Origin of the sequence: Nostoc sp., from assembly GCF_036918245.1 — a bacterium.
In the GTDB taxonomy this organism is placed as follows: Bacteria; Cyanobacteriota; Cyanobacteriia; order Cyanobacteriales; family Nostocaceae; genus Nostoc.
Genome location: NZ_JBALEF010000068.1, coordinates 28,405 through 53,455 on the forward strand (window position 1 = coordinate 28,405; position 25,051 = coordinate 53,455).

The following is a 25,051-nucleotide window of genomic DNA, read 5'->3' on the forward strand; positions in this document are numbered from 1 at the left end:
CTGAATTATTTATTAGGGCTAGCGCCAATTACAAAGCCTGTAAGTACATCAGCAACGGTAACAGCAACAACCACTAATAGGGGAGTTCTGGCGATACTTTGCCAATCTTCATCTTTACGCACTGCGTTAATCACACCAACTAAGGAAATTGCAATATAGAGTAAGTAAATTGCCCGCAACACATTAAATATCAAACTTATTGCTGTGTTGCTATCACCACCATTGGTTGCTGAACCACGGAAGCTGGTTTTGAAAAAGTCTTCAGCTTTCCCAAAAAACTGTGCTTGTGCAGGGGCTGCAAACCAGTCTAACCAATATAAACTCAGAACGATCGCTGCTGCTAAAATTTGTAATAATATTAGCGATCGCCTTGGTAAATTCACTTGCTGCCCAATTTGCTGGATGATGACTGCAATTAAACTACCCACAAGTAAACAGCAGAGCAAGATAGGACTTTTGAGGCTGATAACGCTAACCAATACAGCACAAGCAATCAAAAAAGGTACAGATTCAACCAGAATACTTAGACAGGATTTAAATGCCCGTCTTAACTTGTGAGATTCTTTCGCCGCACTACCAGTTAAAGCTTTGAAAAAGTTTCTCTCGTGAGAACTTTGTCTAAACATTTGCTAATTTTCCTATGGTGTACTATAATTAATCCTTGTATCGAATTTTACAATTGCTACAATTTAACATACTTTAACATCATTCATTATTAATCAAACTATAAACCTGTAGTAAAGTTTTATATTCTACATTAGTATTCTGAAGTTAAGTTAACATGATATTAAGATAAAACTAAAACTAAATTTCTCTGATTTGAAAAGCTGGATTGCAAATATCGAGATTGAACTGGTAGAGTCCTCTCGAGTTTGAGAATTTTCTCAATCTTCTCATACAGATAGCCTGGGTAAACCAACTTCAAAACCTTGACTTTCTCTACCTCACAGGTATCTGAGCGAACTGCTATAAACATTTCAGACTTGTATGTACACCGTAGGCTTGCTCTTAGGGCAGACCAAGGGTCGTTTTGGCTCTTTAGGGTTCTTCGGAGCGAACATGATATGAAACAGTATTGAGTCACCGAAATTCAAATACCTGTCTTGAAAAGTTTAGATAGATTGTAGAAAAATGGTAAACGTTCAAATGTACGTTTTACCATTTTCTACACGCCGATTAGATTTGGAACTAGATTACAAACTTAAACACAGTTCCTAGATTAGAAGTACCGCCAAAAGAGGCAGTACCATAAATTGCACCATTCGAGAGCTGAATTAGCGTGGACTCTGGCGTTGCCCCATTAGTACCATTAAAACTAATTAAGCCGGTGATGGTTGCCCCAGTCAGCTGATAGATAACTCCTTTGTTATTTGCCCCACCAGCAGAAGCTGTGCCATAGAAGTTACCATTGCTTGCTTTGATGAGTGCAGCTGTTGGATTGGCCCCATTAGTGCCATTAAAACTGGCAACTAAAACGGGTGTACCGCCACCGACCGGAACCTTGAATACAGCTCCTTTATTGTTGGCTCCACCCAGTTTAGAAGTGCCATAGAGGAATCCGCTAGATTCAATTAATCCAGACTGTGGATTTGCTCCATTGGCGCCACTAAAGCTATATGAAGTCAGTATTCCTGCGGGAGTTAACTTGAAGACAACTCCTTTCGCACTTGCTCCACCAGCAGAGGCGCTGCCGTAGTAGTTTCCATCGGTAGCCAGTTGCAATCTTGCTAATGGAGTTGCTCCATCAGTACCGCTGAAGCTTCTAATGGTGGTCAGTGCCCCGGTGGTGGGCGAAACCTTGAATATAGTTCCTTTATTATTGGCCCCACCTGTAGAGCTTGTCCCCCACAAATTGCCATCAGTACCTGTAATCAGTCGACCTGCTGGGTTAGCCCCATTAGTGCCTGTGAAATTTGCAAGAGTTGTCAGGGTTGTAAAAGCTGTTTTCGCCAATTTAAACACACTGCCGAGGTCACTTGTACCACCTGTAAAGGTTGCCCCATATAAATTGCCATCGGCTGCTTGGAATAATCTAGCAACTGGATTAGTCCCTTTGTTGGTTCCAGAGGTTCCGGTGAAGTTTATCAGTGTGGTCAGAGTAGTGAAAGCAGTAGGAGTTAACTTGAATGCAGTTCCTTTGCCAGAAGTGCCACCAGCAGAAGTAGTTCCATAAAGATTGCCATCAGTACCGTTGCCTTTAAGTACACCCGCTCTTGGTGTAGCTCCGTTGGTGCCGTTGAAATTTACAACAGTAGTCAATGTTGCAGCAAAGGCTTGTTGGAAGGGTAGTACTAATGAAGAAGCCAAAACAGTCAAAGAAGTAAAAATCAATACCCTATTTTTGGTCTGGTGTTGTTTGTACAGATTAATCTTGTTCATTGAATACCTCAAAAAAGTTTAATGGAGACGGAATCGTAGCTAGTTCTAACGGATTTTGTGATGGCTGCTACTCATAACTAATACCAATTTGAAAAGTGATTGCTACATCTGTGGTTTGAAAACCACAGATGTAGAAGGATTTTCCGGCTTTTCTACGTTTAAGCAAGCTACGCCCAGCCTCTCCTTTGGCTCCAAGGGAGAAGCAAGTGGCGTTTGAAGGACGAAATCCAAGATCCCAACATCTTGTATGTGTTGGTTTTTACTCTTTACCTAGAAGATATTGCTACGCATTAACATATGTCGAGCGCATTTTTATCTAAGACTGGTATAATTTGTTAGCTTAAACACTAGTACAAAAATGCCTGGTTGGTATAGCCCTATTTGAAAAGGACTCAGACAGCCTCTTTTTACCTACATCACAAAAACCGTACTAGCAGTGAGTCAATAACGTGAATGGCACGATTAATGATTTCGTTAGGTAGCATAAACCACTATTTATTTGTTTTGATGTCGTGAAAAACACAAAAAACGGTAAAAAATCCACAATTTTGACAGAAATAGTCACCAAATCTAGATTCAAAATAGGTATTAATAGTGTGCACTTTGTCAAGTAATTAGTAAGGTCTATTAAATACAGATTAAAACCTCTAAAAAATCTTAAGAAGAAAAACTACATATTAGGTGAAAGCTTCTGATTTTTCTCTGAATAAAGGAATAAAAGTGCCATAAAAACGATTCTTCCAACACCTCTAAATTCCCAAAATATATTTAAGCTTTACCATAATTACGTTAATATTGTCTTTGGTCTTAACCACCCTTGCCTCTTTGAGATTTATAAAGCAGATTTCAACTTCTCTACGAACGCGAACAGCGTGTCAAAGACAGAGGCTACGTCAACGTAAGGTACAGAAATTCGCCACCCTCCCCAAACTCGATCTTTGCTCCCTTGTTCGCTTTTAGCGTTCCTGCTATAAAAGCAAGTGGTGTGAGGATTGGGAAGGGATGTAACTTATGTAGTTGCAAAATCCTGTAAATATCTTGGTATGAATATGAAAATTATGCCCCAAGATTATAAATATAATCCTGGGGTTTTATTTAGGCGATCATTTATGTAAATAATTCATTAATATGCCCTTAATAATTAGGAAATATAGGGAATTTGCAACAGTACATAGCTAAGTGTTTTAGCTGTTGCTCTAATTCAACTAGAGATAGTAAATTGAGTACCATTGAAGTTTAAAAGTAGATGAGTATAAAGAAATATTCAGATAGTTTGTGATTGCGATCGCTTTTAGGCATTCACCGATGCTGTCAGGTGAAGCGATCGCAGGCTTTAGCATCAACTATGTTATGATTTTATTTGTTGAGAAATATTTTCGGTCATGTGACTGACTATATAGACCCCTCTGCGAATCTAAATCTCTACACCCTTTGATTCTGAAGGTGTTTGATGTCATAAGTATTTTAAAAATTGAAATTTTAGTTAGCCGAAATGTATTGTAATACCTCGCGTGACACTGATACACCTAACTGTTAAAGAAAATGTGCTAAGAAGAACGGACAAGTCTAGTGTGTCACACACGCAGACAACATACGGATACTACTGGAACTTATGCCCACGGATATAATTACTCGTCCTGAGTCCCTCACAGAAGATTGCTTTTTTACTTACGCCCTTGGGACTGATTTGCATGATCCTAATTCAACAGCCAAATATTTACGCCGAATCAGAAAAGAAGATAAACCATATATTGACTTAGCTGTTTCTCCCAGACCTGGGTATCGGTTTGAGGTTTGTCTTATCCCTGTTGAAGGGTTCGCTCAAGAAAGAATATTGACAAAAGACGGGTTCGCCAAAGCTTTAGCGGTTATTTGTGCTGTATCTAATAAAGCTAGGAAACGATTCCCTTCAGGAAATGGACAAGAAATAGTCCGGTGTCAATTTAGTAACTTAGCTGATGCAGTCGCTGTAGCGAATAGACTGTCTGCATTACCCTCTGATATGTATGAAACTATCGTCAAGCTACCAAATGCTTTGTAATATATATTGCATCTGCTGAAATATTTATTATTAAAACTGACGCCGGGACATTTTAATGGTAGGTAGCTAAATGGACTTGAGACAAAACTTCAATGGGTCATATTTTGTCTGTTGAGAAAAGACTTGTCATACAAGACTTTTAACCTTAATGTACAATTTTGACGTTTTTGTACGCTAACCTGTAGTTTAAAGTGAGTTTTTTTATGCCTATAAGTCCTTTGCGCGAAGAACCTCGTAACCAGCGAGCGCCTGTAATTCGTACAAGTAATGAGTTTATTCTCTTGGAATGGTTGAAGTCAACTGGTCGTCTAATCGAACGCGAACATCAAGAATCTGAGTATCTAACTGAAGTAGAAGAAATTTCCGAAATGATAGACCTTGACGATATCCCTTACGATCATGACGATGATGATGCTGAGATGGATTTGGAAGCCTAGTAGCGTAATTCGTAATTCGTAATGACGCTCTCTACGAGACGCTAAAAGCGAACGATAACTCGCTAACGTAATTCGTAATTACTAGACCTCTTGCACAAATGCAAAATTTGCCCTCAATCCCTTCTCCCAAAATTGGGAGAAGGGGAGCCAATTTTAAAGTCCCTCTCCCAAGCTTGGGAGAGGGATTTAGGGTGAGGGCTTTTGATTCATGCAAGAAGTATACTATATGGCAAGCGTTCCATTGATTTGGAATGGGTGTTTCATTTACGCCGAAAGGCTAAAATTCCTGACTTATCTAAAAAGTTGGGAATTTTAGTATTAAAATGCGAGTGTGTTTAATTCTTGGACTTGAGTAAGAGATAAAATAATTGTCCATTGCTGACTGTAACACCAGCGCGATCGCCTGCGATTTTGCCAGTACCTAAAAAATAATCCACTCTACCTGCACCTTTAATTGCACCTCCGGTATCTTGGTCAAGAACATAGCGGCTAATAATGCGCTCCTGCATTTTTCCGGTAGGATTAACAAAGGGAATAGAAGCGCGAATCAATGCTAAAGCACCAGGAGGCATGAGAGATTTATCTGTAGCAATAGAACGCTCTGCTGTTAGTGGTACATTGATAGAACCTTGGGCTGGCTCACCGTGATTTTCTTGAAAAAAAACAAAGCTGCGATCGCGCGGAATATAAATATTTAATTCTTGGGGATGTTTTTGGAAATAGTCAAGAATAATTGGCATAGTTATACCTTGTAGCGGTAATTTGCCATCATTCACTAATTCTCGCCCAATACTTTTGTAGTTATAAGCGGTGTTACCCGCATAGCCGATTGTTGTTTGAGTACCATCGGGAAGCTGAAGTCTCGCCGAACCTTCAATTTGAGCTAGATATGGTTCGAGGCGAAGGCGAAACCAAAACAACTCTAATCCTCGCAATTTCCCTTTTGCACTTTGCAAACCATCTACTCCTTCTAACTCCTCACGTGTCGGATGAGGCTTACTCCAGGAGTTGAAATCAGGAGGTAAGCGATAAACAGGATAGCGATATTCTGTTGTGGGGACGCGACTAGCTGCGTAAAGTGGCTCATAATAGGCGGTGAATAAAACGGAACCTTTGTTATCTTTACCGACTGACTGGTAAAGAACAAATTCCCGCTCAATGGCTTGATGTAATTCTGTTGCAGAATTAGTTTTTAAGAGGAGTTCCCGGAATCTTTTCAAGCTTTTGAAAACGCGATCGCGCGTAATCCCAGCCACCGGATAGTTTTGATAAGCAGTCGCAGCATTAGCTGTTTGCAGATATTGGAGACTGCGAGCGATCGCACTTATCAGTGCCTTTTTCTCTGGTATTTTTCCATAAATTACTTCATCCAAACAAGAGGGATCACTTTGACAACAAGTAATTGGTAGTCTTGGGATTAATGGTAATTTTTGCTTTTGTGGAAATGCATCTTGATTTTCAGCAGTCAAGGACACTGGTAGATCCCACTTTTTCACCTGACATTCTGGCGAAATGAGTTCTTGATGCGTGAAAGATTGCATCCGCACCAGTAAAATCGACAAAATCACAGGTAAGCTGATGGCGATAATTTTGTTAAACTTTCCTAACCCAGCAAATCTCTTTTTCATTAAAATTAAAAATTTTTAAGATTATCCCACCTCGCTCAAATTTTAAAATCAAAAACCAAAAATCATTTAATTGTTTCATAACACCAAAAATTTTACCCTATTCCCTATTCATTCATATTACGGTAAGTCGCAACAGCAGAAGGCGATATCCGGTTCAAATATCGGAAGATCCAATACTTAAATATGGTATCCAAAATCACCGGAAAGGTAGCGATAAATAAGAAGATAAAATTTCTATCTGCCGGTAATCCCCAATGACGTGATACTCCTTCTAGAAGTACTTCCCAGCCATGAGGAGAGTGGAATCCTACAAAGATATCAGTAAACAAAATAATGATAAATGCCTTCGCACTATCACTAAGTCCGTAGACAATATTATCAAAGAAATCTTTAAGCACAGCAATAGAAGACTTACTGACTAACAAAAGCCAGATAAAAGCAACCACCGAGAACATATCTGCAAAAACATTTTTGATAGCACCAGAGCTTTCGTGACGAAATTCTTCAGCCAGCTCTTTCGCCTTCTTTTTCATTTCGGTCTCCATCTGCTCAGGTAACAGTGGAGGAGCTTTGATAATGAAATTTTCAAACTTGAGCTTTTCTTCAAATCTTTGTAATTCTACAAGAGCTTCCTCTTCCATTTCGGAATTGAGAAATATCTGCATTTCCTGGGTGCTTCTAAACCGCTCAATAATTGGGCCGACTACGAAAGCTTTTGCTATCTGATGCGTTAAAAGTGGTACAATAATTAATAGTAAAATAAACCTGAGAGATATTATTGTTCTTTTTTGAGTTTGACGAAAACTCTGAATTACTTCTTGTTCCGAATTAGGGTCTAATTCAACTTGCAGACGACTGATAGTACTTAAAATAGAGCGAGGTAAAATACCCGTTGTATCGGTTTTACTCTTGGCTTTTGGTTTATTATTTAAGTCTTGATTTGGTATTTTGGGTGGTAATGTTGGAGTTTTGACGAGCAGCGATTTGTCGTCAGATATCACAGAGTTAACTGGTAGACTTGGAGGTTTTACTACTAAAGCTTTGGAAGTTGTTTGATCGGAACTTGTTGTGTATTTAGATATAACTTGATCGATATAGTTTAGCTTTTCCAAAACTAAAGAAGGACTTAGATACTCTATACCTGCTTTTTGGGCAGCTTTTTGATTCTCTTCATTTACAAACCAACGGCTTCCTCTAAACTCCGTCAACCGCATCCTGGCAATTTTTAATAGCTTGTTGAGGTCTGACTCAAAATAATCCATCACACTGTTACTGTACATGGCCGAGTCAATGTCTATTTTATTACCATTGAAATGCTTATCTTCTATTGCCTGAATTTTTAATGCTGCATCGTAAGCTTCATGTAAAGAACGTTCAGGAGTCTGTAAGTACCATCGATAAGCAGCAAGTAAGAAAGAATAGATTTTTTGACTAAAAACAGAGTTTTTCATTGCGGACAATCATTCAGCATTATTTGGTGACTATTAACCTTAAGTTAACGCACGAGGTATACTAACAAATCTACAAGGAGAAAGTTTGTGGTTTCTCATTCGGTTTGGATTGTTGGCACTAGCCGCAGTGGTAAGACGGCTCGCTTGGTAGAGCAATTTGGTAATTGGGTAACATCAGAAAAACAATATACTGAATCATTTTATACGAAAAAAACAGGACGTAAAAAAACTGGTCATCTACCCGAATTTTTATATCTTAAACAAACAGAGCCGGGAGTTTTAGTCTTAGCTGCCAATGATGATAATCGTCGAGAGTTAGGAGATATAATTGTTACCTCTACGTTAGGTAAATATCCGGTTCGTGCCAAGACGCCACTAGGTTTTTTTCAAGATGAAATTATTTTATTTTGGCCGTTGCTAATTAACTCGTTGAAGCTGAAGGCACAGTTTCCGGTAAGATTGCGACCAGAAACAGAGCAGGAGTTAGCAACCAAACTTTGGCGTCCCCGATTAGACGAAGAAATTTTACGTATTGCGGGAGTGAATGAATCTCGCTTGGTGCGTCGCATCTTGGACTTATTACAATTAGCAGCTTACAGTGGTGTACCTTGCGAAGATATTGCTCAGATTTTGGCCAAGGGTATGGGGGAAAATACCACAACTTTAGAGCCGGAATTTTTGGCATCTTTGCTGCTAGATTGGCGTAATTGGTGTTTAGAGAGGGGGTTACTAACTTATGGGATTATTACCGAACTTTATAGTCAGCACTTATTAAGCGATCGCAATTACCAGCAGCACCTAACTAAACGCTATCAGGCAGTACTGGCGGATGATGTCGATGACTATCCTAGCGTAGCGCGTCTTTTGTTTGAGTTGCTATTAGATCGAGGTGCAGTTGGTGCGTTTAGTTACAATCCTGACGGTGCGGTACGATTGGGATTGGGGGCAGATCCTAACTACCTAGAAGGGTTAGCAGAGCGTTGTCGGGTAGAAATTTTGAATGGGCCGCCTCCAGAGTCTCTGAGCGAGCAACTCACTAAACAGATGGTGGAATTAATCACAGAACCGATGGTACTGTTGAGTTTACCAAAAACAGTGCATTCAATTCAAACCACTTCCCGCGCCCAATTATTGCGGCAAACAGCAGAGGTAATTGCTAATGCCATCCAATTACAGCAAGTGCAACCAGAAGAAGTGGTGATTATTGCACCAGGTTTAGATGCGATCGCTCGTTATACTTTAGTAGAAATCCTCGTTAAACAAAACATTCCAGTAGAATCGCTGAATGACCAACGTCCCCTAATTAGTTCACCGATCATTCGCGCCTTACTCACCATGCTGGCATTAGTTTATCCTGGCTTGGGACGCCTCGTAGATCGGGATGCCGTCGCAGAAATGCTGGTTGTCTTGAGTAGGAAACAACAACTACCAGAAAACTCTACAGACGCGATTCATCGCGTCTCTACTGATATTGACCCGGTACGTGCTGGTTTGATTGCAGATTACTGCTTTGTACCCCATCCCGATCGCCCCAACTTGCTACCAGTGTTAGTCTTCGAGCGCTGGGATCGAATCGGCTATGCAGCGACTACAGCCTATAGTGAAATATTACAGTGGTTAGAACAGCAGCGATCGCAACAAGAATTGCGGTTAATTCCCAGTCCCATTTCTCTGTTAGACAGAGCAATTCAACGTTTTTTGTGGAATGGTAGCAATCTCCCTTACGAACAACTAGCAGCATTGCGGGAATTATTAGAAACCGCCCAACACTACTGGGAAATTGACACCAGATTACGACAAATTGCCCCAGTTGAGACAACGCCTCACACAACTATTGTTGAATTCATTCAACTACTGCGACGTGGTACGATTACCGCCAACCCTTACCCAGTGCGTCCCATCGGTGGAGCGAGAAAGGCTGTCACACTAGCAACTATATTTCAATATCGATCTAGTAGGCGATCGCACCGTTGGCATTTTTGGCTGGATGCTGGTTCACCCCTATGGGCCAAAGGTGGTGCAGCGACTTTGTTCGGTGCGCCGTTTTTCCTGCGAGATAGATTAGGCGAACCTTGGACAGCAGAAGATGAAAAATTGGCAGAAGAACAACGACTGCAAAGGATTTTGACAGATTTGCTATCTCGTGTATCTGAGAGAGTTTATTTGTGTCACAGCGATTTAGCAGTGAATGGACAAGAGCAAATAGGGCCGTTGTTACCCTTAGTGAATGCTTGTGTAACTGTTATTTCTGAATCTACTGTTAATTGAGTGTTTTTATAGCGGTTCTCGACAAGCGTGAAGTACAATTTTGACCTCTCTCCAAACCTCTCTCCTAAAAGGAGAGAGGCTTTGAATCTTTTACTAAATCAACCTAGTACTTACTAAAATATCCGAGTAAATTAAAAATGATATTGCTGAAATAGTAAAAGAAGGTTGTTAAGTTAATGTCACTCGATTCGCTTAAGCAAGAAGCAAAAAATCATAACACTTCACCACAAAGATTACGAGAGCTAGCTGCAATTAATGATGAACTAACGAGATTAGTTGCTGCAAATCCTCACGCCGATAGTAGTTTATTAGGAGAACTTGCCATACAAGCCAGAACTAACAAAGATGTGGAAATGCAAAGAGCGATCGCAAGTAATCCCAATACACCAACACAATGGTTAATCGGACTAGCGCATCTATTTCCTGAAGAATTCTTTAGCAATCCGGCTTATGATTCATCAATTCTGCAAAATATCAACACCGATCCGGCTTATGATTTATCAACTCTGCAAAATGTCAACTTTAACTTACTATTAAAGTCTCACTTACTATTAAAGCTTGTTTGTGCATCTAATGTACCAACATCTTTTCTAGAATTTGCTGCTGGCATTTGTGAGACTAATATTAAGCGTATTCGCAATAATAAATATTTTGAACACTTTTCACTAGAGCAGCAATATGGCATTAAGTATCTTCGGATGAATACAGGATGGTCGTATTTTGAAGATTTTTGGGAATGGAGAGAGATTTTAATTATTATAGCTAGTCATTATAATATTTCTATAAAAAAACTATTGGAATTATCAACATCTGGGGAGGATATTGTTGCAGAATTCGCTCAGTTACGTCTTGATTGTCCCAATGATGACATTATTTTCTGGGATCAGGTTGCTTTAAATAAGAAACCAAATCTCATTCTTTTTATTCCCCGTAGGCTGATGTTTAAACTGGCTCAATTGCCAGAAATATCGACAAATTTTCTAAAAGCAGCATCCCAGCTTGAGACATTTTCAGGAATTCTCAATATTATTGTAAATCATCCAAAAACACCCAAAGAAGTACTCGATAAGCTAGTGAAAAACAGCTTTCCTTTTATTGCTGAAGCAGCAAAGCTACATATTAATTATGCTGGAGAATTGGAAACTGGATGGCGCGATCTAGCTGTAGAAAAAATTGATAGATCGCAACTGTCTATTGCAACTGATAATGAAGAAGGAATTGAACTGCGATTGTGGCAGGTAGGAGCAATTGATGAAAGCACTTTACCTTATTTAAATCAAAAGTCAATACACGAATATACAAGCACTTTATTAAAGATTGTTTCTTCTACTGACACACCTCGACATATTTTAGATAATCTGGAAAACCACCCCATAGTTTCTCAATTAATTGCTGAATGTGTTACTTATTTAAAACACCGAGAAGCAATAGGTTTCAATTTATTTCTGCAAACGCTGCCAATAGATGACAATCATTCTACTAATCAACTTAACCCTATCGTTACCGATTTAAACACTTTATTTACGAAGTCAAAAGATAAATATTGGTGTAAAAAATAAGATACATTCCCACCATATATAATCCAACAATTCACCTACGTTTACTTTCCTTGGTGCAGGATTTTATGGGTTGGAGAACAAGAAGATCCTACCTACGAAATATGCTTATCGATTTTGAACAAGGTAGATATAAAGAGAATGAGCCAATATTGATGAGATTTTCTAATTTAGAATACTATGGCGTAATTCTAGCAAGCGCTCCTAACACTTCACCGCAAATCCTATCAAAATTAGTGGAGCATCCAATCCAGGGAGTGAGAGTTTTGGTAGCTAGTCATCACAATATTACTCAAAACTCTTTAGATAAGTTAATTGACGATCGCAGTCCAGAAGTTAGAGCAGCTGCTTTGGCTAATCCCAAACTTGATTCGATGCTTAGAGAACAATTAGCAAGCTTGGAAAATCCAAATTTATCTCTATTAGATTTACGAGAACTAGTAAATAGTGAGTATACTGCTGTCAAAACTAAAGTTGTTCGACATCCTAACGTTGATGGTTCAATTCTGGCAAAACTAGCTGACGATAAGTTAATTGTCAAATTAGCTGTAGCTAAACATCCGAAAACTCCAGCCGAGATTCTAACTAGATTTATAGAGCATCCAGATCGAAGATTACCTTTAGCAGTCGCTCAAAATCCTGGTGCGCCGAAAGATTTACTAATTCAGTTAGCTACTCAACCCGGAGGACGTGGGGGATTTCACTTTAATCCACTCAATTTAGCTGCTGTTAAAAGTTTACTGACTCAAGAACCAGAAGCAGCGATTCCTTTCTTGGATCGGTGTCTAAAATTTCCCAATCGCCCATCATTTTCTCGCTTTTTGGTTCTGATGAATCCTCATATACCGAGTTCATTTCTGGCAAGATACTATAAATCTTGGTTTTGGCCAGAAAGATATGCGATCGCTCAAAACCCGAATACTCACCGCGACATTTGCCAACAACTAACCCAAGACCCCAATCGTATTGTTCGTGCTGCCGCACGGGATAATTTAAAGTAGTAAGCTAATCAGCATTAAAGTTGCATAATCAGGGCGGGCAAGATGCCATTAGTGTCAAGTTAAGATGAAATCACTGGGGTAAACTAGTATAGCTAGGGACTGGGGACTGGATGAAAAGTCTTTTTGTGTTTAGGTTTTATCCTCCTCAAATTAAAATTGAACAAAAATAATAAACGGCTGCCCGAATTCGATGAACGACTGCCCGAATTCGATGAACGACTGCCCGAATTCGATGAACGACTGCCCGAATTCGATGAACGGCTGCCCGAATTCGACGAACGACTGCCCGAATTCGATGAACGACACCCCGAATTCAATAAACGGCTGCCCGAATTCGATGAACGACACCCCGAATTCGATGAACGACACCCCGAATTCGATGAACATACCTTTGACATTTGGGCTTCTGCCTTAACTTGACGTGAGTTCGACAAGTCTTATTTGACCTCTCCCCCAACCCCTCTCCGACACGGAGAGGGGAGCAAAAAGCTGAATTTTTCGTTGCTCCTCCCTTTCCGTTTCGGAGAGGGAGGCTGGGAGGGAGAGGTTCATCGAACTCACGTTAACTTGACACCAATGGCAAGATGCCCACCCCACAAGACATTGAGAAAATTTTAATATGCAAATTAAATGTGTTTTAGCTTATTCTCTTTTAGATGTTGGATTATAGCAGAAGTAAGTTAACCTATTACGAATGAGCGTTTACTTAAAATAGGTTTATTAAACGCCGCGATCGCAGAAACAATGCTAAAGATGATTTCAGAGATTAGCTTCAATAGATAAGGCAAAATTCAGGTTGCTAAACCGTTACTATCGTCAAAATAGCCTGTATTAATACTTCTAGCTCAATTGGTTTAGAAATATGCTGTTGAAATCCGGCGGCTAGTGCTTGTTGTCGATCGATTTCTCCCGCATAGGCAGTTAGAGCGATCGCTGGAATTTCTCCGCCTTGATCGGGTGACTGCTTTCTAATTTGACGAATTAGTGCGTAGCCATCGATATCGGGCATCCCAATATCACTAATTAACAAATCAAATTTTGCTTGCTCCAAACGGCTCAGAGCATCATGTGCTGAATCCGCTTCAGTCACTTTTGCCCCATACTGTTCTAGCACGAAGGCGATGAACTCCCGCGAATCTTTGTCATCGTCTACAAGCAGCACTTGCAATCCATTCAGATTGAAGTCTGAGCGATCGCGATCGGCAGTATTATCTTGATTCAATTTTGAAGCAGCGATCAGTGGAAGTTTGACTGTAAACACTGCTCCTTGCCCTTCTCCAGGACTGGCTGCCTGAACGGTTCCGCCGTGCAATTCAACCAAATGACGCACGATCGCTAACCCTAACCCCAACCCGCCAAATTTTCGCGTCGTTGTCCCATCGGCTTGGCGGAAGTAGTCAAAGACGTAGGGCAGAAAGTCACCAGAGATCCCCCGACCAGTGTCGCTGACAGTGATTTGAGTGTATTCCGCAGGATGAGTATCTACTTCATCCTTGATACTTTCTAACCGCACCTCTACTCGACCACCCTGTGAGGTAAATTTAATCGCGTTGGCAAGTAGATTCCAAACAACTTGTTGCAGGCGACCAGAATCACCCAAGACTTGCCCAACGTTCGGTTCAAATATTGTTTGAATTTGAATAGATTTAGCTTCAGCAGCAAGCCGCACGGTTTCAAGGGCAGCTTTGATGGTAAAAGTTAGACCAACTGGAACTGTGTTCAAACTCAACTTGCCTTGGAGAATGCGCGACACATCGAGCAGGTCTTCGATTAGTTGTGCTTGCAGTTTCGCGTTGCGCTCGATCGTTTTGAGGGCGTACTGAGTTTTGGCTGCGTCCTGGTGACTCGTTTGCAGAATTCTTGCCCAACCCAGAATCGGATTCAGGGGCGATCGCAATTCATGAGACAGCACTGCCAAAAACTCATCTTTGATTCGGTTGGCTTGCTGCGCTTGTTCAGTTTGTTGTTGCAAAGAGACCATCAGTTGATTGAGGCGATCGTTTTGCTCTTGCAGCAATGCTTCTGCTCGCTTCCGTTCGGTGATATCGGACAGGGTGAAAACGGCGCCTGTGAGAGTCCCATGCCCATCAAATACCGGGTCGATGGTTTTGGCAAACCACCGTCCTTTCGATTGAAATTCCAGAACTTGCCGTTGGTGAGTTTCTTTCGCCCGGCGAAAGCAAGTGCCATGGCCGATTCCCAATTCTGCGCCCATCAATTCATGGTGGGCATAACCTAAAATTTCGTGGTAGGGCTTGCCAAAAAGCTGCATCATGGCTCGATTACAACGCAGAATTATACCTTCTGGGTCTACCAGACATACGCCGTCGTTCATAGAGTCAAAGGTGGTTTGCCACTCCCGCGCTGAGGACAAAGCAGCTTCCTCCGCCCGGCGAATTCGCAGCAGCGATCGCATGGTGGCAAGCAGTTCAATAGGTTCAACAGGTTGTGCTAAATAGGCATCAGCACCACTGTCCAAGCCTTCTGCTTTATCCTGGCTTTGGACAAAACTTGCAGAAAGGTGTAGCACAGGGATAAAAGCCGTTTCGGGGTTTGCCTTAATTTGGCGACAGACTTCAAAGCCACTGATATCTGGTAGTTGGACATCTAAAATTACTAAGTCAGGCTGAAAGTTAGTAACGGCTTGTAATCCTGCCGCTCCGGTTGCCGCTTCCACGACACTAAAACCTGCATTTTGCAAAATACGGGTAACAACGTAACGATTGGCTTCGTTATCGTCAATATGCAGGATCGTAACCCGTGGCTCAGACATGACTTTCCCCTTAAACCTCTAGAACAAGTCCGGCTTTGACAAGGGCATCTTGAAGTTGGGCGTAGACGCGAAGCGGCTTGTCGTCAGACATCGCCGTCCTTTGAGAGCCTGTTTCTTTGGAAACAATGGCGATGCTTTGTGCCGCTAACTGGCTCTGCACTTCTGCATCCAGTTGGGCAGATGAGTAGATGATCACAGGAATTGACTGAGTGACGGAATTGTTCTTAAGCTGCTTGAGGACATCAAATCCGCTGATCTCTGGCATCTCCAAGTCAAGCACGATTGCCGTTGGCTGCTCCCGTTTTGCCAAATTTAATCCTTCCTGTCCGTTCGCGGCTTCTAAAATACTCAATGGTGTATGTATCAACAACTGTTTCACCAGATACCGATAGGCGGGGTCATCGTCAATTAACAAGACTTTTTGAGACTTGTTCTGAGTAATTAGCGTATTGAGTTTGTTCAACAGGGGCAATCTGTCTACCGGCTTAATTAGAAAACCGTCTGCTCCTAGCGCCAGTGCTTGCTTCTCGTTATCAACGATGGTAATAACAAGTACAGGGATAGTGCGAGTCGTTTCATCCCCTTTGATTTCTCGTAAGAACGTCCAGCCGTTTTGCCCCTCCAGCAGAATATCTAGCATAATCGCCGCCGGTCGAAGTTGTTGTAAGGCAAGCCTTGCCTGAGCTAAGGTGCGGGTAGCAATCAATTGATAGGTTGATTCCTGAAGGTGCTTTTCGTAAATAAATAGGGTTTCTGGATGATCTTCAACCACTAGAATGGGCAGGCGAGTTGGCTCAACTGATGTGATTGGTTGCAGTTCGGTAGGAAATTCGCTGGCATTTGGATAGACGATGGGAATCAATGCTGTAAAAGTGGAGCCTTCACCCAGCTGACTTTTCACCGAAATGCTGCCGCCGATTAGCTCCGCTAGCTTGCGCGATAACGGCAATCCTAACCCGGTTCCCTTCACCTGCTTTTGCAGAGGGGACTCAATTTGCATAAAATCCTCAAAAATGCGCTCTTGATCGGTTGGAGCAATGCCGATGCCTGTATCAGATACGGAGAAGGTCACGGTCTGACCCGTTTGCACAGCGCTGACGCGTACCTCCCCCTGCTCGGTAAATTTGAGCGCATTCGAGACAAAGTTTCTGAGAATTTGAGCGACTTTGCCCTCATCGCTATAGAGCGGCGAAATACCGTCAGGTTCCTCGACAATCAGTGCCACAGAGGAACCTTGAACCAATAATGGGCGTAGCATCCCCCGCAGCGTGGCAAACAAGTTACTAACTTCAAAGGAACTGGGACGCACTTCAATTTTTCCAGCTTCTACCTTTGCCAAATCCAGTAAGTCGTTGACCAGTTCTGATAATCCGCTCGCCGCCTTTTGGATGAATGTCACCTGCTTTTCTTGCTCGGCAGTCAAATCGCCATCCATCCGTGCTAGTAGCATCCGAGAGAGGGAGAGAATCGAGTTGAGCGGCGTGCGAAACTCGTGGCTCATGTTCGAGAGAAAGCGGGTTTTTAGCTCGTTTACCTGTTGCAGGGAGCTTGCCTTCTCATCCAATTCTGCATAGAGGGCAACTACGCCGCGATTGGTATCTTCTAGTTCCTGATTCAGCTGGCTCAGTTCTTCCTCGCGCTTCCGTAGCTCTGCCATTGCGCGGAGTAATTCCTGGTTTTGCTGCTGAATTTCTTCATAGGGATTTTGAGGCGATCGCCCAATCACAGTTTCTCGAATCTGCTGCAATTGCGAATCGGTGAAACTAGGTGTGCGCTTCGACAATCTTTTGCTAATCGTTACCGTTGTTCCCTGTCCCGGCTGCGATTCAATCTCAAAGAAATCCATCAACCTGCGGGTGCCCACGATGCCTAGCCCCATTCCTGTGTCAGAGGTGTAGCGTCCTGCCAAAACGTCTGTCAAATGAGGAATGCCCGCACCCTGATCCTGAATCCGAATCAGAAACGCCTGAGGCTCTCCTGCCACACAAAATTCAACTGTTCCGCCTTTAGCATATTGAAACGCATTGCGGGCAATTTCTGAAACTGCCGTTGCCAATCGGGTCTGATCTTGAGCATCAAAGCCCAATTGCTCGGCGATCTCACGAGTTCGTTGTCGAGCTTGGACAACATCCTGTTGGTACTGGATTTCCATCGTGAAAACGATTGTCAACATAATTCGTAATTCGTAATTCGTAATTCGTAGTTACAATCACAGGACTTAGACAAAAATTACCAAAAAGCTTAATTATATCGAACCGCCTTCTCTGCGAGACACTACGAACCTATCTCATTATTCTAAAAAGCCCTACTTCTTTTCGTAGAATGTGCTTGAAAACCTTGATTTTTCGTTTTTATTTTTCAATAATCTTAAGCTTTGTAGCACAAATATTATTAGTGGGATAGGTTGACGTGAACGCGCAGTGTCTCGTAGAGAAAAATTCGTAGAGCGTGTGTAAGTCCTAAATCAGTGGGAGCTTGTACCCATTTAATTACGAATTACGTTAGCGGTAGCGAGTCCGCGAGCGTCCGCAGGAGCGTCATTACGAATTACGAATTAGTAATTATTTCCCATTCCTTTAGCCACTAACACCGTCACATCGTCCCGCTCTCGGTTAAAGTCTCGGTATAACACACCTGCAATCAAACTGGGATGTTTTTGACTCAAGCCTGGATAGCGATCAAGCTGCCACTTAGCGCCTAATCCGTCAGAATGCATAATTAAAAGTCCGTTGGCATACCAAGGATAGCTAAACTCTTGAATTTTGCGGATTTCATGCCCAACCGTGCCGTTGTGAGACACCAGATTATGGTGCTCAGTAAACGAGAAAATGCTGGCAGCGATATTGCCAATTCCGGCAAAGCGGACAGACTTTTGTTCAAAGTCGATTTCAGCAATGGCGAGTACTGCTCCTCGTGTACTTCGCAAGGCGGCGTGGGCAGCTTCGACGATCGCCCCAGGAGAACGATGATGATGGTCTTGAAACATTCTCACGGCTTCTTCAGCAGCACTTGCAGCCGCAGGCCCATGCCCTAAGCCATCGGCTACTAGCAACAAGCTACGGTGACAATCGACTTCAGATGCCCAGTCATCTCCTGAAACCTCTTCTCCTCGTTTGGGCAAACAGATCGCTCCAATTTCTAAGGTATTCTCAGGGAGATGGGGTGCTGGGTCTGACCAGAGGTGGGCGAGGAGCGCTGTCCCTTGGTTGGGAATGGAGTAAATTTCAAATAAACCAGAGAGGCGACGAATTGCGCCCATTCCATTACCTAAGGTTCCGGCTGTGGAAAAGCCATCTTGCAAACACTCATCCACATCGACCATTCCCCGTCCTTTATCTAGCGATAAGACCTCAATGCCAATTCTGGAATGTTGCTTGAGCGCTCGTAGCAGCACTACTCCGCCGTGGGCGTGCTGCACCAGATTGTTAGCAACTTCTGTCACCACAATCCCAACCTTGCCCCGTTCCGTTTCTGGAAAGCCGAGCCGAGTTGCCAAAGCGATCGCTGCCCGTCGGGCTTCCCCAGTCTGGCTAGATTCAGTAATTGTGACAGCGACAGATTCTCTCATTTTATTTCCATCGTACAATTTTTATCTGTGTCCCTTCTCCCACCGCAGACTGAATCTCAAACTCGTTGGCAAGTCGTTTGGCACCGCCCAACCCCATACCTAAACCGCCCCCGGTGGTGAACCCATCCTTCAGCGCCAGCTCGATATCGGGAATTCCCGGCCCCCGATCTTCAAAGGTCAGCTGGAGTCCTCGTCGTCGCCCTTCCTCAAGCGTTTCTAGCTTGACTGTGCCGCCTCCCCCATAGTCTAGGGTATTGCGGGCTAACTCACTGGCGGCGGTGACAATTTTAGTTTGGTCTACTAAGCCAAAGCCAATCTCCACAGCCAACTGGCGCACGGCTTGCCGAACTGAAACTACATCACCAGAAGATTGAATGTTGATCGTTTCAGTCTTCGGCATCGTCATCTGCACGCCATTTAGTGGCAGTGATTTGATTTGTGGGTTCATTGAGTGACGATCGCAACAACGCCATACCCTTTTCTACGTTTAGGGCAGTGCGAATCCCCGACAGTGACAGCCCCAATTCCACTAGGGTAATTGCCACGGCAGGCTGCATCCCAACGACAACCGTCTCAGCATCCAGCACCCGTGACATTCTGGCAATATTGCTTAAAATCCTCCCAATGAAAGAATCAACAATCTCTAATGCAGAAATATCAATCAAGACACCGTGAGCATAGGTTTGAGTGATGCGGTTGGTCAGGTCGTCCTGTAGCGTCATGGCGAGACGATCGTGCATATCCACTTGGATCGTCACAAGCAGGAAATCGCCCATTTTGAGTATAGGAATGCGTTCCATTTCCTGTCCACCTATTTGGATTGAGAGCGGGTAATGGTCGTTCCTAACCGTTTTAGTGCCGTGAGAAAGGCATCGGCTAACGTTGCCTTCGTAACTACATTTGCCAAATCAATGCCGAGATAAACGATCGTTTGGGCAATTTGAGGACGAATGCCACTGATCATACAATCGGCTCCCATGAGACGGGCGGCGGTAACGGTCTTGAGTAGATGTTGAGCAGTCAGGGTATCGACGGTGGGAACCCCGGTAATGTCAATAATGGCAACTTCTGAACCGGTTTCGACAATCTTCTGCAATAACGACTCCATCATCATTTGAGTCCGGGCACTATCCAGGGTGCCGATAATCGGCAATGCCAAAATTCCTTCCCAGAGTTTAACCACTGGGGTAGACAGCTCCATCAACTCTTCCTGCTGCCGCAAAATCACCTCTTCCCGCGTCTTTTGATACACTTCAATTGTCAGCAATCCTAGCTGATCCAGTAAGTTTGTGGCTAGCCAGATATTTTCACCCAACTCAATCGGGTCTTTCAATTGCTGACGCATTCGGTTGAAGAGGGGTTGTTTGAACGAAAAGACGAATGTAGCTGTTTCTGACGGTGTGAAGCCATTTTGCGATCGCGATCGAGAAATACTATTGAGCATCTCCCGCATCTCCTGCCACTCTGCTGCCTGAATATTGGTAAAATTGCCCTGCCCAACGGCAATCCGAAACAAACTCAGGAATTCCCGGCACTCCTCCTTTAGCTCGGCTTGTTTAATCAAGCCTCTCCGAATATTGACATTGGCTAGTTCCTGAGTCCACTCCGACAGCAGTTCTGCCTCGAAGGTTTCTAATATCTCTGATATCTTACTTTCACTCATCGTTTCTTTGAGAGCAACCGCTTTCATTAGTTCAAAATCAGTGTATGACGATTCAGCCCAAGCTGAAAGCTAAAGTTGGAGAGCGATTTTTTTGATTAGAAAAATGTTAAAAGCTTGCTAGATATGAAGTGCGATAAATTGGGCAGACCCAAGCGATGCCTGCGGCGGGCTATGCCTACGCTAAGATTAATTGAGAATCGGCAAAAAAGTCACAAAAAATGCGCCCGTCTAAAAAGCGTGTTTAACTTTTTGATGAATCTGATGGCTGGTTTGCCTGCACTACCTCCTGCCGTTTTTTGGTTCTGTTGAACTCACATTATATTTAATGCAATTTTCGGGACTGTGGTTGAATGGGAACACGAGAACGAGAAGGAACTTGATCGCGCCATAGGAACAAAGGAAGACAGAGAAGCCCTAAAATAATTACTACTCCAGTCATGATCCAAACCATTAACCTATTTGGTCTATAGTCTCCTTGTTCAATTTGCCAGAAAACTTGGTTGTATCGCCACGCAGCTAACGCAATAGTCGAAATTCCAAAAATTACCAAAATAACACCCAAATTTTCCGAGTTGGATAATTGATGTAACGGAGGTTCTTGTTGAGTAATAGCAACATTCAACTGGCGCAAAAATATACCAAATCGGGCAATCGCAAAACCAAAGCCAATCAATGCAATAGAAGTACGTAGCCAAGCCAGAAAGGTACGTTCGTTCGCTTGATGCTCCCTTTGACGGTCAATTTTCGGTATTTTATCCATGAGTATCTTCTGACGCCAAGTCCCCTTTGATCAATAGCATTAACTAGTGAAAGAGCAAATGCTGAGATTCAACACAGTCCAATCAGGACTTTGAGAAGACCCCAAGCGATCGCGAGAATCTTTAGAATAGTAAATAAGGTAAAGATATATATCAGAGTCAAAATCAATGGCACTATTCGGATTCGGTAAAAAGGCAGTTATGCCCACACCTCAAGAAGCTTTGTCAGGAAGGGCACAATCTATGTCAGTACCCGCAGATCATTATGTCAATAAGAATCCCTTACAACCTCCTTTTCCCGATGGATTAGAGAAGGCAATTTTTGGCTTGGGCTGTTTTTGGGGTGCAGAACGCAAATTCTGGCAACTTAAAGGAGTTTACACCACCGCAGTCGGTTACGCTGCTGGGTTAACACCCAACCCCACTTATGAAGAGGTATGTAGTGGACGCACCGGTCACAATGAAGTGGTGTTAGTTGTGTTTGATCCCAAAGTGATTAGTTATGCCGAACTGCTAAAAGTCTTCTGGGAAAGCCATAATCCCACCCAAGGAATGCGCCAAGGTAATGATACTGGCACTCAGTACCGATCGGGAATTTATGTATATTCCGAAAGTCAGAAGCAGCTAGCAGAAGTATCGCGGGAAGCTTATCAGCAAGCCCTCAACGGTGCAGGTTATGGCAAGATTACCACCGAAATCTTGGATGCACCTGAGTTCTACTACGCTGAAGCTTATCATCAGCAATACCTAGCTAAAAATCCCAATGGGTATTGTGGTTTAGGAGGGACAAATGTTTCTTGTCCCGTGGGTGTAGTTGAATCCCAAGTTAGTAGTTAGAAGGAAGCAGGGGAGCAGAGGGGCAGAGGAGCAGGGGAGAATAAACAATACCAATGTCTCATGCCCCATGCCCAACTAAAATGCAGATTTGAGTAAAGCGATCGCTCTAACCCACAACATAATACTAATGGGCGCTCCAAGTAGAATACCAGCGATCGCCCAGCCTCTTTGATGAGCTTTGAATTGTTCAATACTGCGCCACCGTCTACTTTTCCAAGCCCATTCATTGCCTTTTGCACCAAGTGCGATCGCCATTAACCACCAAGCATTAGGTACAAAACAGAATAAACCATACCACACTTGATTCGGCCACATCCACAACCAAGGCATCAGAAAAGCGCCCCAATTCCAACCGAGAATTTCCTCTGGGACTGTTTCATTCTGATTATTGATCCCGCATCCAGAATTGTTGATTATTTCTTTTAGCGGCAAAAGCTGATTCTTGTTTACAGATTTGACAGTTAATCCTGATTTGAGGGCATTCAGCGCAACGCTTGCACTAGTAAATCTTTGTTCGGGAGCGGGTTCTATTAACTTTTGTAGCCAACTGACAAAACTGGGACTGAGGTTAACTCGGTCTGTAAATTGTAGTCGCAAATCCTGCTGGGGTAAATTAGAGGGGGAAGTTCCAGTGAGCAAATGAATCAAAGTCGCTCCCAGTGCATATAAGTCTGAAGCTGCAACTGCTCGACCACCAAATTGTTCCATTGGGGCATAACCATAAGTACCGACAACGGTAAAAGTAACGCCTTCTCTTGCCGCTTTATCTTGAACTGCGCCAAAATCAACTAAATAAATCCGATTATCGTCGCCCCAGATTAAATTGCTTGGTTTAATATCTCTATGCAACACCCCAGGATTCAACTCATGTAGATAGGTGAGAATATTTAAAACCTCAACAGCAATTTTTCTCGCTCGTTTTTCACTAAACCTTTTGCCAACAGCAAGTTTTTCCTTAAGCGACTCACCAGGAATATATTCTTGTATTAAGCCAAACCAGAGTGTGCGATCGTCGATACAAAAATAATCTATATATCGAGGGATGCGGGGATGATTTAGCTGTTTAAGAATTTGTGCTTCCCTCTCAAAAAGTTTCAGGTCATCCCACTGTACAGTACCGCCAAAGGCCAAAAGTTTGACCACAACAATAGAATTCTCGCCATTAGAGGCTTGTAAATCTTTTGCTAGCCAAGTTTGGCGAATTCCATTGTTGCCGAGTTGGCGCTGGATTTGATAACGATCTTGTAATATTTGTTCTGGTTGCAGCATCTTACACCTGCTGGCAATTTACGTTGATCTGATTCCCTTATATTCAAGGATAGTCATTATCTACAAAAACTGTGGCAGCCTGATAATTTATTAAAAACAGTTGAAGATTCCAATTTTGGGGTTCTCTAGAAAATTAGTGCGAATTATTGTTCGCATATACTATAAATAATAGTAGAGATTAAAAGTGGCCAAAGAAGCACAAGCAAAATAGATTATCATCTATGCCAATCAAGACGGTTACGAGCCGTTTGCAGAGTGGATAGATAATTTACGCGATCAACAAGGAAAACGACGCATACTACAACGCCTACGCCGCCTTGAACAAGGCAATTACGGCGATGTTGCGCCAATAGGAGATGCTTTAAGCGAATTGCGAATGTTCTTTGGTTCTGGTTATCGCGTCTATTTCGGTGAAGATGCTGAAAATATTGTTGTCGTACTGTGTGGAGGCGACAAAAGCACACAGAATCAGGACATCGAAGACGCAAAAGCTTACTGGAAGGAGTACCTAATCGGTGAGAAAATTTAGAACACTTGATGAATTTGAAGAACAGTACTTCCGTAAGCACCCGGAAGAAATCGACAATTATTTGACGGAGATATTTCAGGAATATGCAGAAGACAACGATTCCGGTGCGTTGTTGGCATCCTTGCGCGTCGTTGCTCGTGTACGAGGAATTAGTGAGATAGCCGAGCAAATAGGCATGACACGCCGGGGATTGCAAAAAGCCTTATCCAGTAATGGCAACCCGCGCCTTGAAAACGTCAATTCCATCATGAAGGCACTGGGATATTTTCTCACACCAATTACCACTAACCAAGGCAGTAGAAGAAACAGCAATATTAGCCAGAAGCTAGCACCAGCAAGAGTACCAATACCAGGAAAAATTTTAAGTCAAGAATTAGAAGCCCGTGGGTGGATACAGAAAGATTTAGCAGAAATTTTGGGGCGTCCAGTTCAAACCATCGATGAAATTATTCAGGGAAGCAAGGAAATTACACCTGAAACAGCTATCGAACTCTCCCAAGCCTTGGGTACTTCTCCAGAGTTCTGGACAAATCTGGAAGCAAAGTATCGCCTTCATCTAGTGGGAAAAGAAAAAAATGAGCAAGATATAGCTCGTAAAAGCCGATTGTATACAATTGCTCCCATCTCTGAACTAATCAAAAATAAGTGGATTCAAGCAGCAGATTCCATTGATGACTTAGAACAGCAAGTATGTGATTTTTTTGGCATATCTTCTTTAGATGAAACACTCCAGCTAAACGTTAATTTTCGTTGTTCTGAGCATCGAGAGCCAGAGGAAACTTCTCGCATAGCTTGGGTAAAACGTAAGGATTCAGGTGGCAGAGTATTGACAAGGGGGACACTTGAGGGGGAGTATCACAAATATGAACCAAAACCTGCCTCAAGATATAGAC

General features: G+C 42.7%; 21 protein-coding genes. 8 read left to right on the forward strand and 13 right to left on the reverse strand.

What is annotated here, in order from left to right; genetic code table 11:
* Positions 1 to 5: 5 nt before the first annotated feature.
* Both V7L12_RS18505 and V7L12_RS18510 read right to left on the reverse strand, forming a co-directional pair.
* Positions 6 to 626, reverse strand: coding sequence for a hypothetical protein (locus V7L12_RS18505; protein WP_335086386.1), 621 nt, complete (start codon positions 624 to 626; stop codon positions 6 to 8).
* Between the two features lie 562 nt (positions 627 to 1,188).
* Positions 1,189 to 2,379, reverse strand: a complete 1,191-nt coding sequence (locus tag V7L12_RS18510; RefSeq protein ID WP_335086388.1) for a choice-of-anchor tandem repeat GloVer-containing protein — start codon at positions 2,377 to 2,379, stop codon at positions 1,189 to 1,191.
* 1,612 nt (positions 2,380 to 3,991) lie between these two features.
* Here V7L12_RS18510 and V7L12_RS18515 point away from each other — a divergent pair.
* On the forward strand, positions 3,992 to 4,420 hold the full coding sequence (locus tag V7L12_RS18515) for a hypothetical protein (RefSeq protein ID WP_334814969.1): 429 nt from the start codon (positions 3,992 to 3,994) through the stop codon (positions 4,418 to 4,420).
* 203 nt (positions 4,421 to 4,623) lie between these two features.
* Entirely contained in the window at positions 4,624 to 4,857 is a 234-nt protein-coding gene (locus V7L12_RS18520) for a DUF3134 domain-containing protein (RefSeq protein ID WP_094350689.1), read from the forward strand.
* Between the two features lie 335 nt (positions 4,858 to 5,192).
* On the opposite strand, the gene mltA is transcribed toward V7L12_RS18520, so the two are convergent.
* On the reverse strand, positions 5,193 to 6,485 hold the full coding sequence (mltA, locus tag V7L12_RS18525; RefSeq protein WP_335086390.1) for a murein transglycosylase A: 1,293 nt from the start codon (positions 6,483 to 6,485) through the stop codon (positions 5,193 to 5,195).
* Positions 6,486 to 6,589: 104 nt separating this feature from the next.
* Positions 6,590 to 7,945, reverse strand: a complete 1,356-nt coding sequence (locus V7L12_RS18530; protein WP_335086392.1) for a proton extrusion protein PcxA — start codon at positions 7,943 to 7,945, stop codon at positions 6,590 to 6,592.
* A 78-nt stretch (positions 7,946 to 8,023) separates the two neighbouring features.
* On the opposite strand from V7L12_RS18530, the gene V7L12_RS18535 reads away from it, so the two are divergent.
* From V7L12_RS18535 to V7L12_RS18545, 3 genes are all read left to right on the forward strand, one after another.
* The gene (locus V7L12_RS18535) at positions 8,024 to 10,204 is read left to right on the forward strand and encodes a recombinase family protein (RefSeq protein WP_335086394.1); all 2,181 of its coding nucleotides are present in this window, start codon (positions 8,024 to 8,026) and stop codon (positions 10,202 to 10,204) included.
* Positions 10,205 to 10,380: 176 nt separating this feature from the next.
* Positions 10,381 to 11,763, forward strand: coding sequence for a variant leucine-rich repeat-containing protein (locus tag V7L12_RS18540; RefSeq protein ID WP_335086396.1), 1,383 nt, complete (start codon positions 10,381 to 10,383; stop codon positions 11,761 to 11,763).
* A gap of 101 nt (positions 11,764 to 11,864) precedes the next feature.
* On the forward strand, positions 11,865 to 12,761 hold the full coding sequence (locus V7L12_RS18545) for a hypothetical protein (RefSeq protein WP_335086397.1): 897 nt from the start codon (positions 11,865 to 11,867) through the stop codon (positions 12,759 to 12,761).
* A gap of 150 nt (positions 12,762 to 12,911) precedes the next feature.
* Here the strand turns inward: V7L12_RS18545 and V7L12_RS18550 are convergent, their stop codons facing one another.
* The 8 genes from V7L12_RS18550 to V7L12_RS18585 form a co-directional block, all read right to left on the reverse strand.
* Complete coding sequence (locus V7L12_RS18550) at positions 12,912 to 13,148, reverse strand: hypothetical protein (protein WP_335086399.1); 237 nt, start codon at positions 13,146 to 13,148, stop codon at positions 12,912 to 12,914.
* A gap of 412 nt (positions 13,149 to 13,560) precedes the next feature.
* Positions 13,561 to 15,534, reverse strand: a complete 1,974-nt coding sequence (locus tag V7L12_RS18555; RefSeq protein ID WP_335086401.1) for a hybrid sensor histidine kinase/response regulator — start codon at positions 15,532 to 15,534, stop codon at positions 13,561 to 13,563.
* Between the two features lie 10 nt (positions 15,535 to 15,544).
* Complete coding sequence (locus tag V7L12_RS18560; RefSeq protein WP_335086403.1) at positions 15,545 to 17,707, reverse strand: ATP-binding protein; 2,163 nt, start codon at positions 17,705 to 17,707, stop codon at positions 15,545 to 15,547.
* Positions 17,708 to 18,088: 381 nt separating this feature from the next.
* Positions 18,089 to 19,102 carry an ATP-binding SpoIIE family protein phosphatase gene (locus V7L12_RS18565; RefSeq protein WP_335086405.1) on the reverse strand — a complete coding sequence of 338 codons (1,014 nt, stop codon included), beginning with the start codon at positions 19,100 to 19,102 and terminating at the stop codon, positions 18,089 to 18,091.
* 1 nt (position 19,103) lies between these two features.
* The gene (locus tag V7L12_RS18570; RefSeq protein WP_335086407.1) at positions 19,104 to 19,502 is read right to left on the reverse strand and encodes an anti-sigma regulatory factor; all 399 of its coding nucleotides are present in this window, start codon (positions 19,500 to 19,502) and stop codon (positions 19,104 to 19,106) included.
* A complete protein-coding gene (locus V7L12_RS18575; protein WP_335086409.1) occupies positions 19,489 to 19,902 on the reverse strand; it encodes an STAS domain-containing protein in 414 nt (137 codons plus the stop codon). Before V7L12_RS18575 ends, V7L12_RS18570 begins: the two co-directional genes overlap by 14 nt.
* An 11-nt stretch (positions 19,903 to 19,913) precedes the next feature.
* Positions 19,914 to 20,792, reverse strand: coding sequence for an STAS domain-containing protein (locus V7L12_RS18580; protein WP_335086411.1), 879 nt, complete (start codon positions 20,790 to 20,792; stop codon positions 19,914 to 19,916).
* 295 nt (positions 20,793 to 21,087) lie between these two features.
* Complete coding sequence (locus V7L12_RS18585) at positions 21,088 to 21,525, reverse strand: YidH family protein (protein WP_335086413.1); 438 nt, start codon at positions 21,523 to 21,525, stop codon at positions 21,088 to 21,090.
* Positions 21,526 to 21,691: 166 nt separating this feature from the next.
* On the opposite strand from V7L12_RS18585, the gene msrA reads away from it, so the two are divergent.
* Positions 21,692 to 22,360 carry a peptide-methionine (S)-S-oxide reductase MsrA gene (gene msrA / locus V7L12_RS18590; protein ID WP_335086415.1) on the forward strand — a complete coding sequence of 223 codons (669 nt, stop codon included), beginning with the start codon at positions 21,692 to 21,694 and terminating at the stop codon, positions 22,358 to 22,360.
* Between the two features lie 75 nt (positions 22,361 to 22,435).
* Here msrA and V7L12_RS18595 read toward each other — a convergent pair whose 3' ends face one another.
* Positions 22,436 to 23,629, reverse strand: a complete 1,194-nt coding sequence (locus V7L12_RS18595; RefSeq protein ID WP_335086417.1) for a serine/threonine protein kinase — start codon at positions 23,627 to 23,629, stop codon at positions 22,436 to 22,438.
* A 217-nt stretch (positions 23,630 to 23,846) separates the two neighbouring features.
* Here V7L12_RS18595 and V7L12_RS18600 point away from each other — a divergent pair, with 217 nt between their 5' ends.
* Positions 23,847 to 24,158: a type II toxin-antitoxin system RelE/ParE family toxin gene (locus V7L12_RS18600; protein WP_335086421.1), complete on the forward strand. Its 312-nt coding sequence runs from the start codon at positions 23,847 to 23,849 to the stop codon at positions 24,156 to 24,158.
* A partial coding sequence (locus V7L12_RS18605) for an addiction module antidote protein (RefSeq protein ID WP_335086418.1) occupies positions 24,145 to 25,051 on the forward strand: 907 nt, incomplete at its 3' end. The genes V7L12_RS18600 and V7L12_RS18605, both read left to right, overlap by 14 nt.

Coding starts and splice junctions, on each gene's coding strand:
- V7L12_RS18505 (WP_335086386.1), bottom strand. CDS start 626: ATGTTTAGACAAAGTTCTCACGAGAGAAACTTTTTCAAAGCTTTAACT.
- V7L12_RS18510 (WP_335086388.1), bottom strand. CDS start 2,379: ATGAACAAGATTAATCTGTACAAACAACACCAGACCAAAAATAGGGTA.
- V7L12_RS18515 (WP_334814969.1), top strand. CDS start 3,992: ATGCCCACGGATATAATTACTCGTCCTGAGTCCCTCACAGAAGATTGC.
- V7L12_RS18520 (WP_094350689.1), top strand. CDS start 4,624: ATGCCTATAAGTCCTTTGCGCGAAGAACCTCGTAACCAGCGAGCGCCT.
- mltA (WP_335086390.1), bottom strand. CDS start 6,485: ATGAAAAAGAGATTTGCTGGGTTAGGAAAGTTTAACAAAATTATCGCC.
- V7L12_RS18540 (WP_335086396.1), top strand. CDS start 10,381: ATGTCACTCGATTCGCTTAAGCAAGAAGCAAAAAATCATAACACTTCA.
- V7L12_RS18545 (WP_335086397.1), top strand. CDS start 11,865: ATGCTTATCGATTTTGAACAAGGTAGATATAAAGAGAATGAGCCAATA.
- V7L12_RS18550 (WP_335086399.1), bottom strand. CDS start 13,148: ATGTTCATCGAATTCGGGGTGTCGTTCATCGAATTCGGGGTGTCGTTC.
- V7L12_RS18555 (WP_335086401.1), bottom strand. CDS start 15,534: ATGTCTGAGCCACGGGTTACGATCCTGCATATTGACGATAACGAAGCC.
- V7L12_RS18560 (WP_335086403.1), bottom strand. CDS start 17,707: ATGTTGACAATCGTTTTCACGATGGAAATCCAGTACCAACAGGATGTT.
- V7L12_RS18565 (WP_335086405.1), bottom strand. CDS start 19,102: ATGAGAGAATCTGTCGCTGTCACAATTACTGAATCTAGCCAGACTGGG.
- V7L12_RS18570 (WP_335086407.1), bottom strand. CDS start 19,502: ATGCCGAAGACTGAAACGATCAACATTCAATCTTCTGGTGATGTAGTT.
- V7L12_RS18575 (WP_335086409.1), bottom strand. CDS start 19,902: ATGGAACGCATTCCTATACTCAAAATGGGCGATTTCCTGCTTGTGACG.
- V7L12_RS18580 (WP_335086411.1), bottom strand. CDS start 20,792: ATGAAAGCGGTTGCTCTCAAAGAAACGATGAGTGAAAGTAAGATATCA.
- V7L12_RS18585 (WP_335086413.1), bottom strand. CDS start 21,525: ATGGATAAAATACCGAAAATTGACCGTCAAAGGGAGCATCAAGCGAAC.
- msrA (WP_335086415.1), top strand. CDS start 21,692: ATGGCACTATTCGGATTCGGTAAAAAGGCAGTTATGCCCACACCTCAA.
- V7L12_RS18595 (WP_335086417.1), bottom strand. CDS start 23,629: ATGCTGCAACCAGAACAAATATTACAAGATCGTTATCAAATCCAGCGC.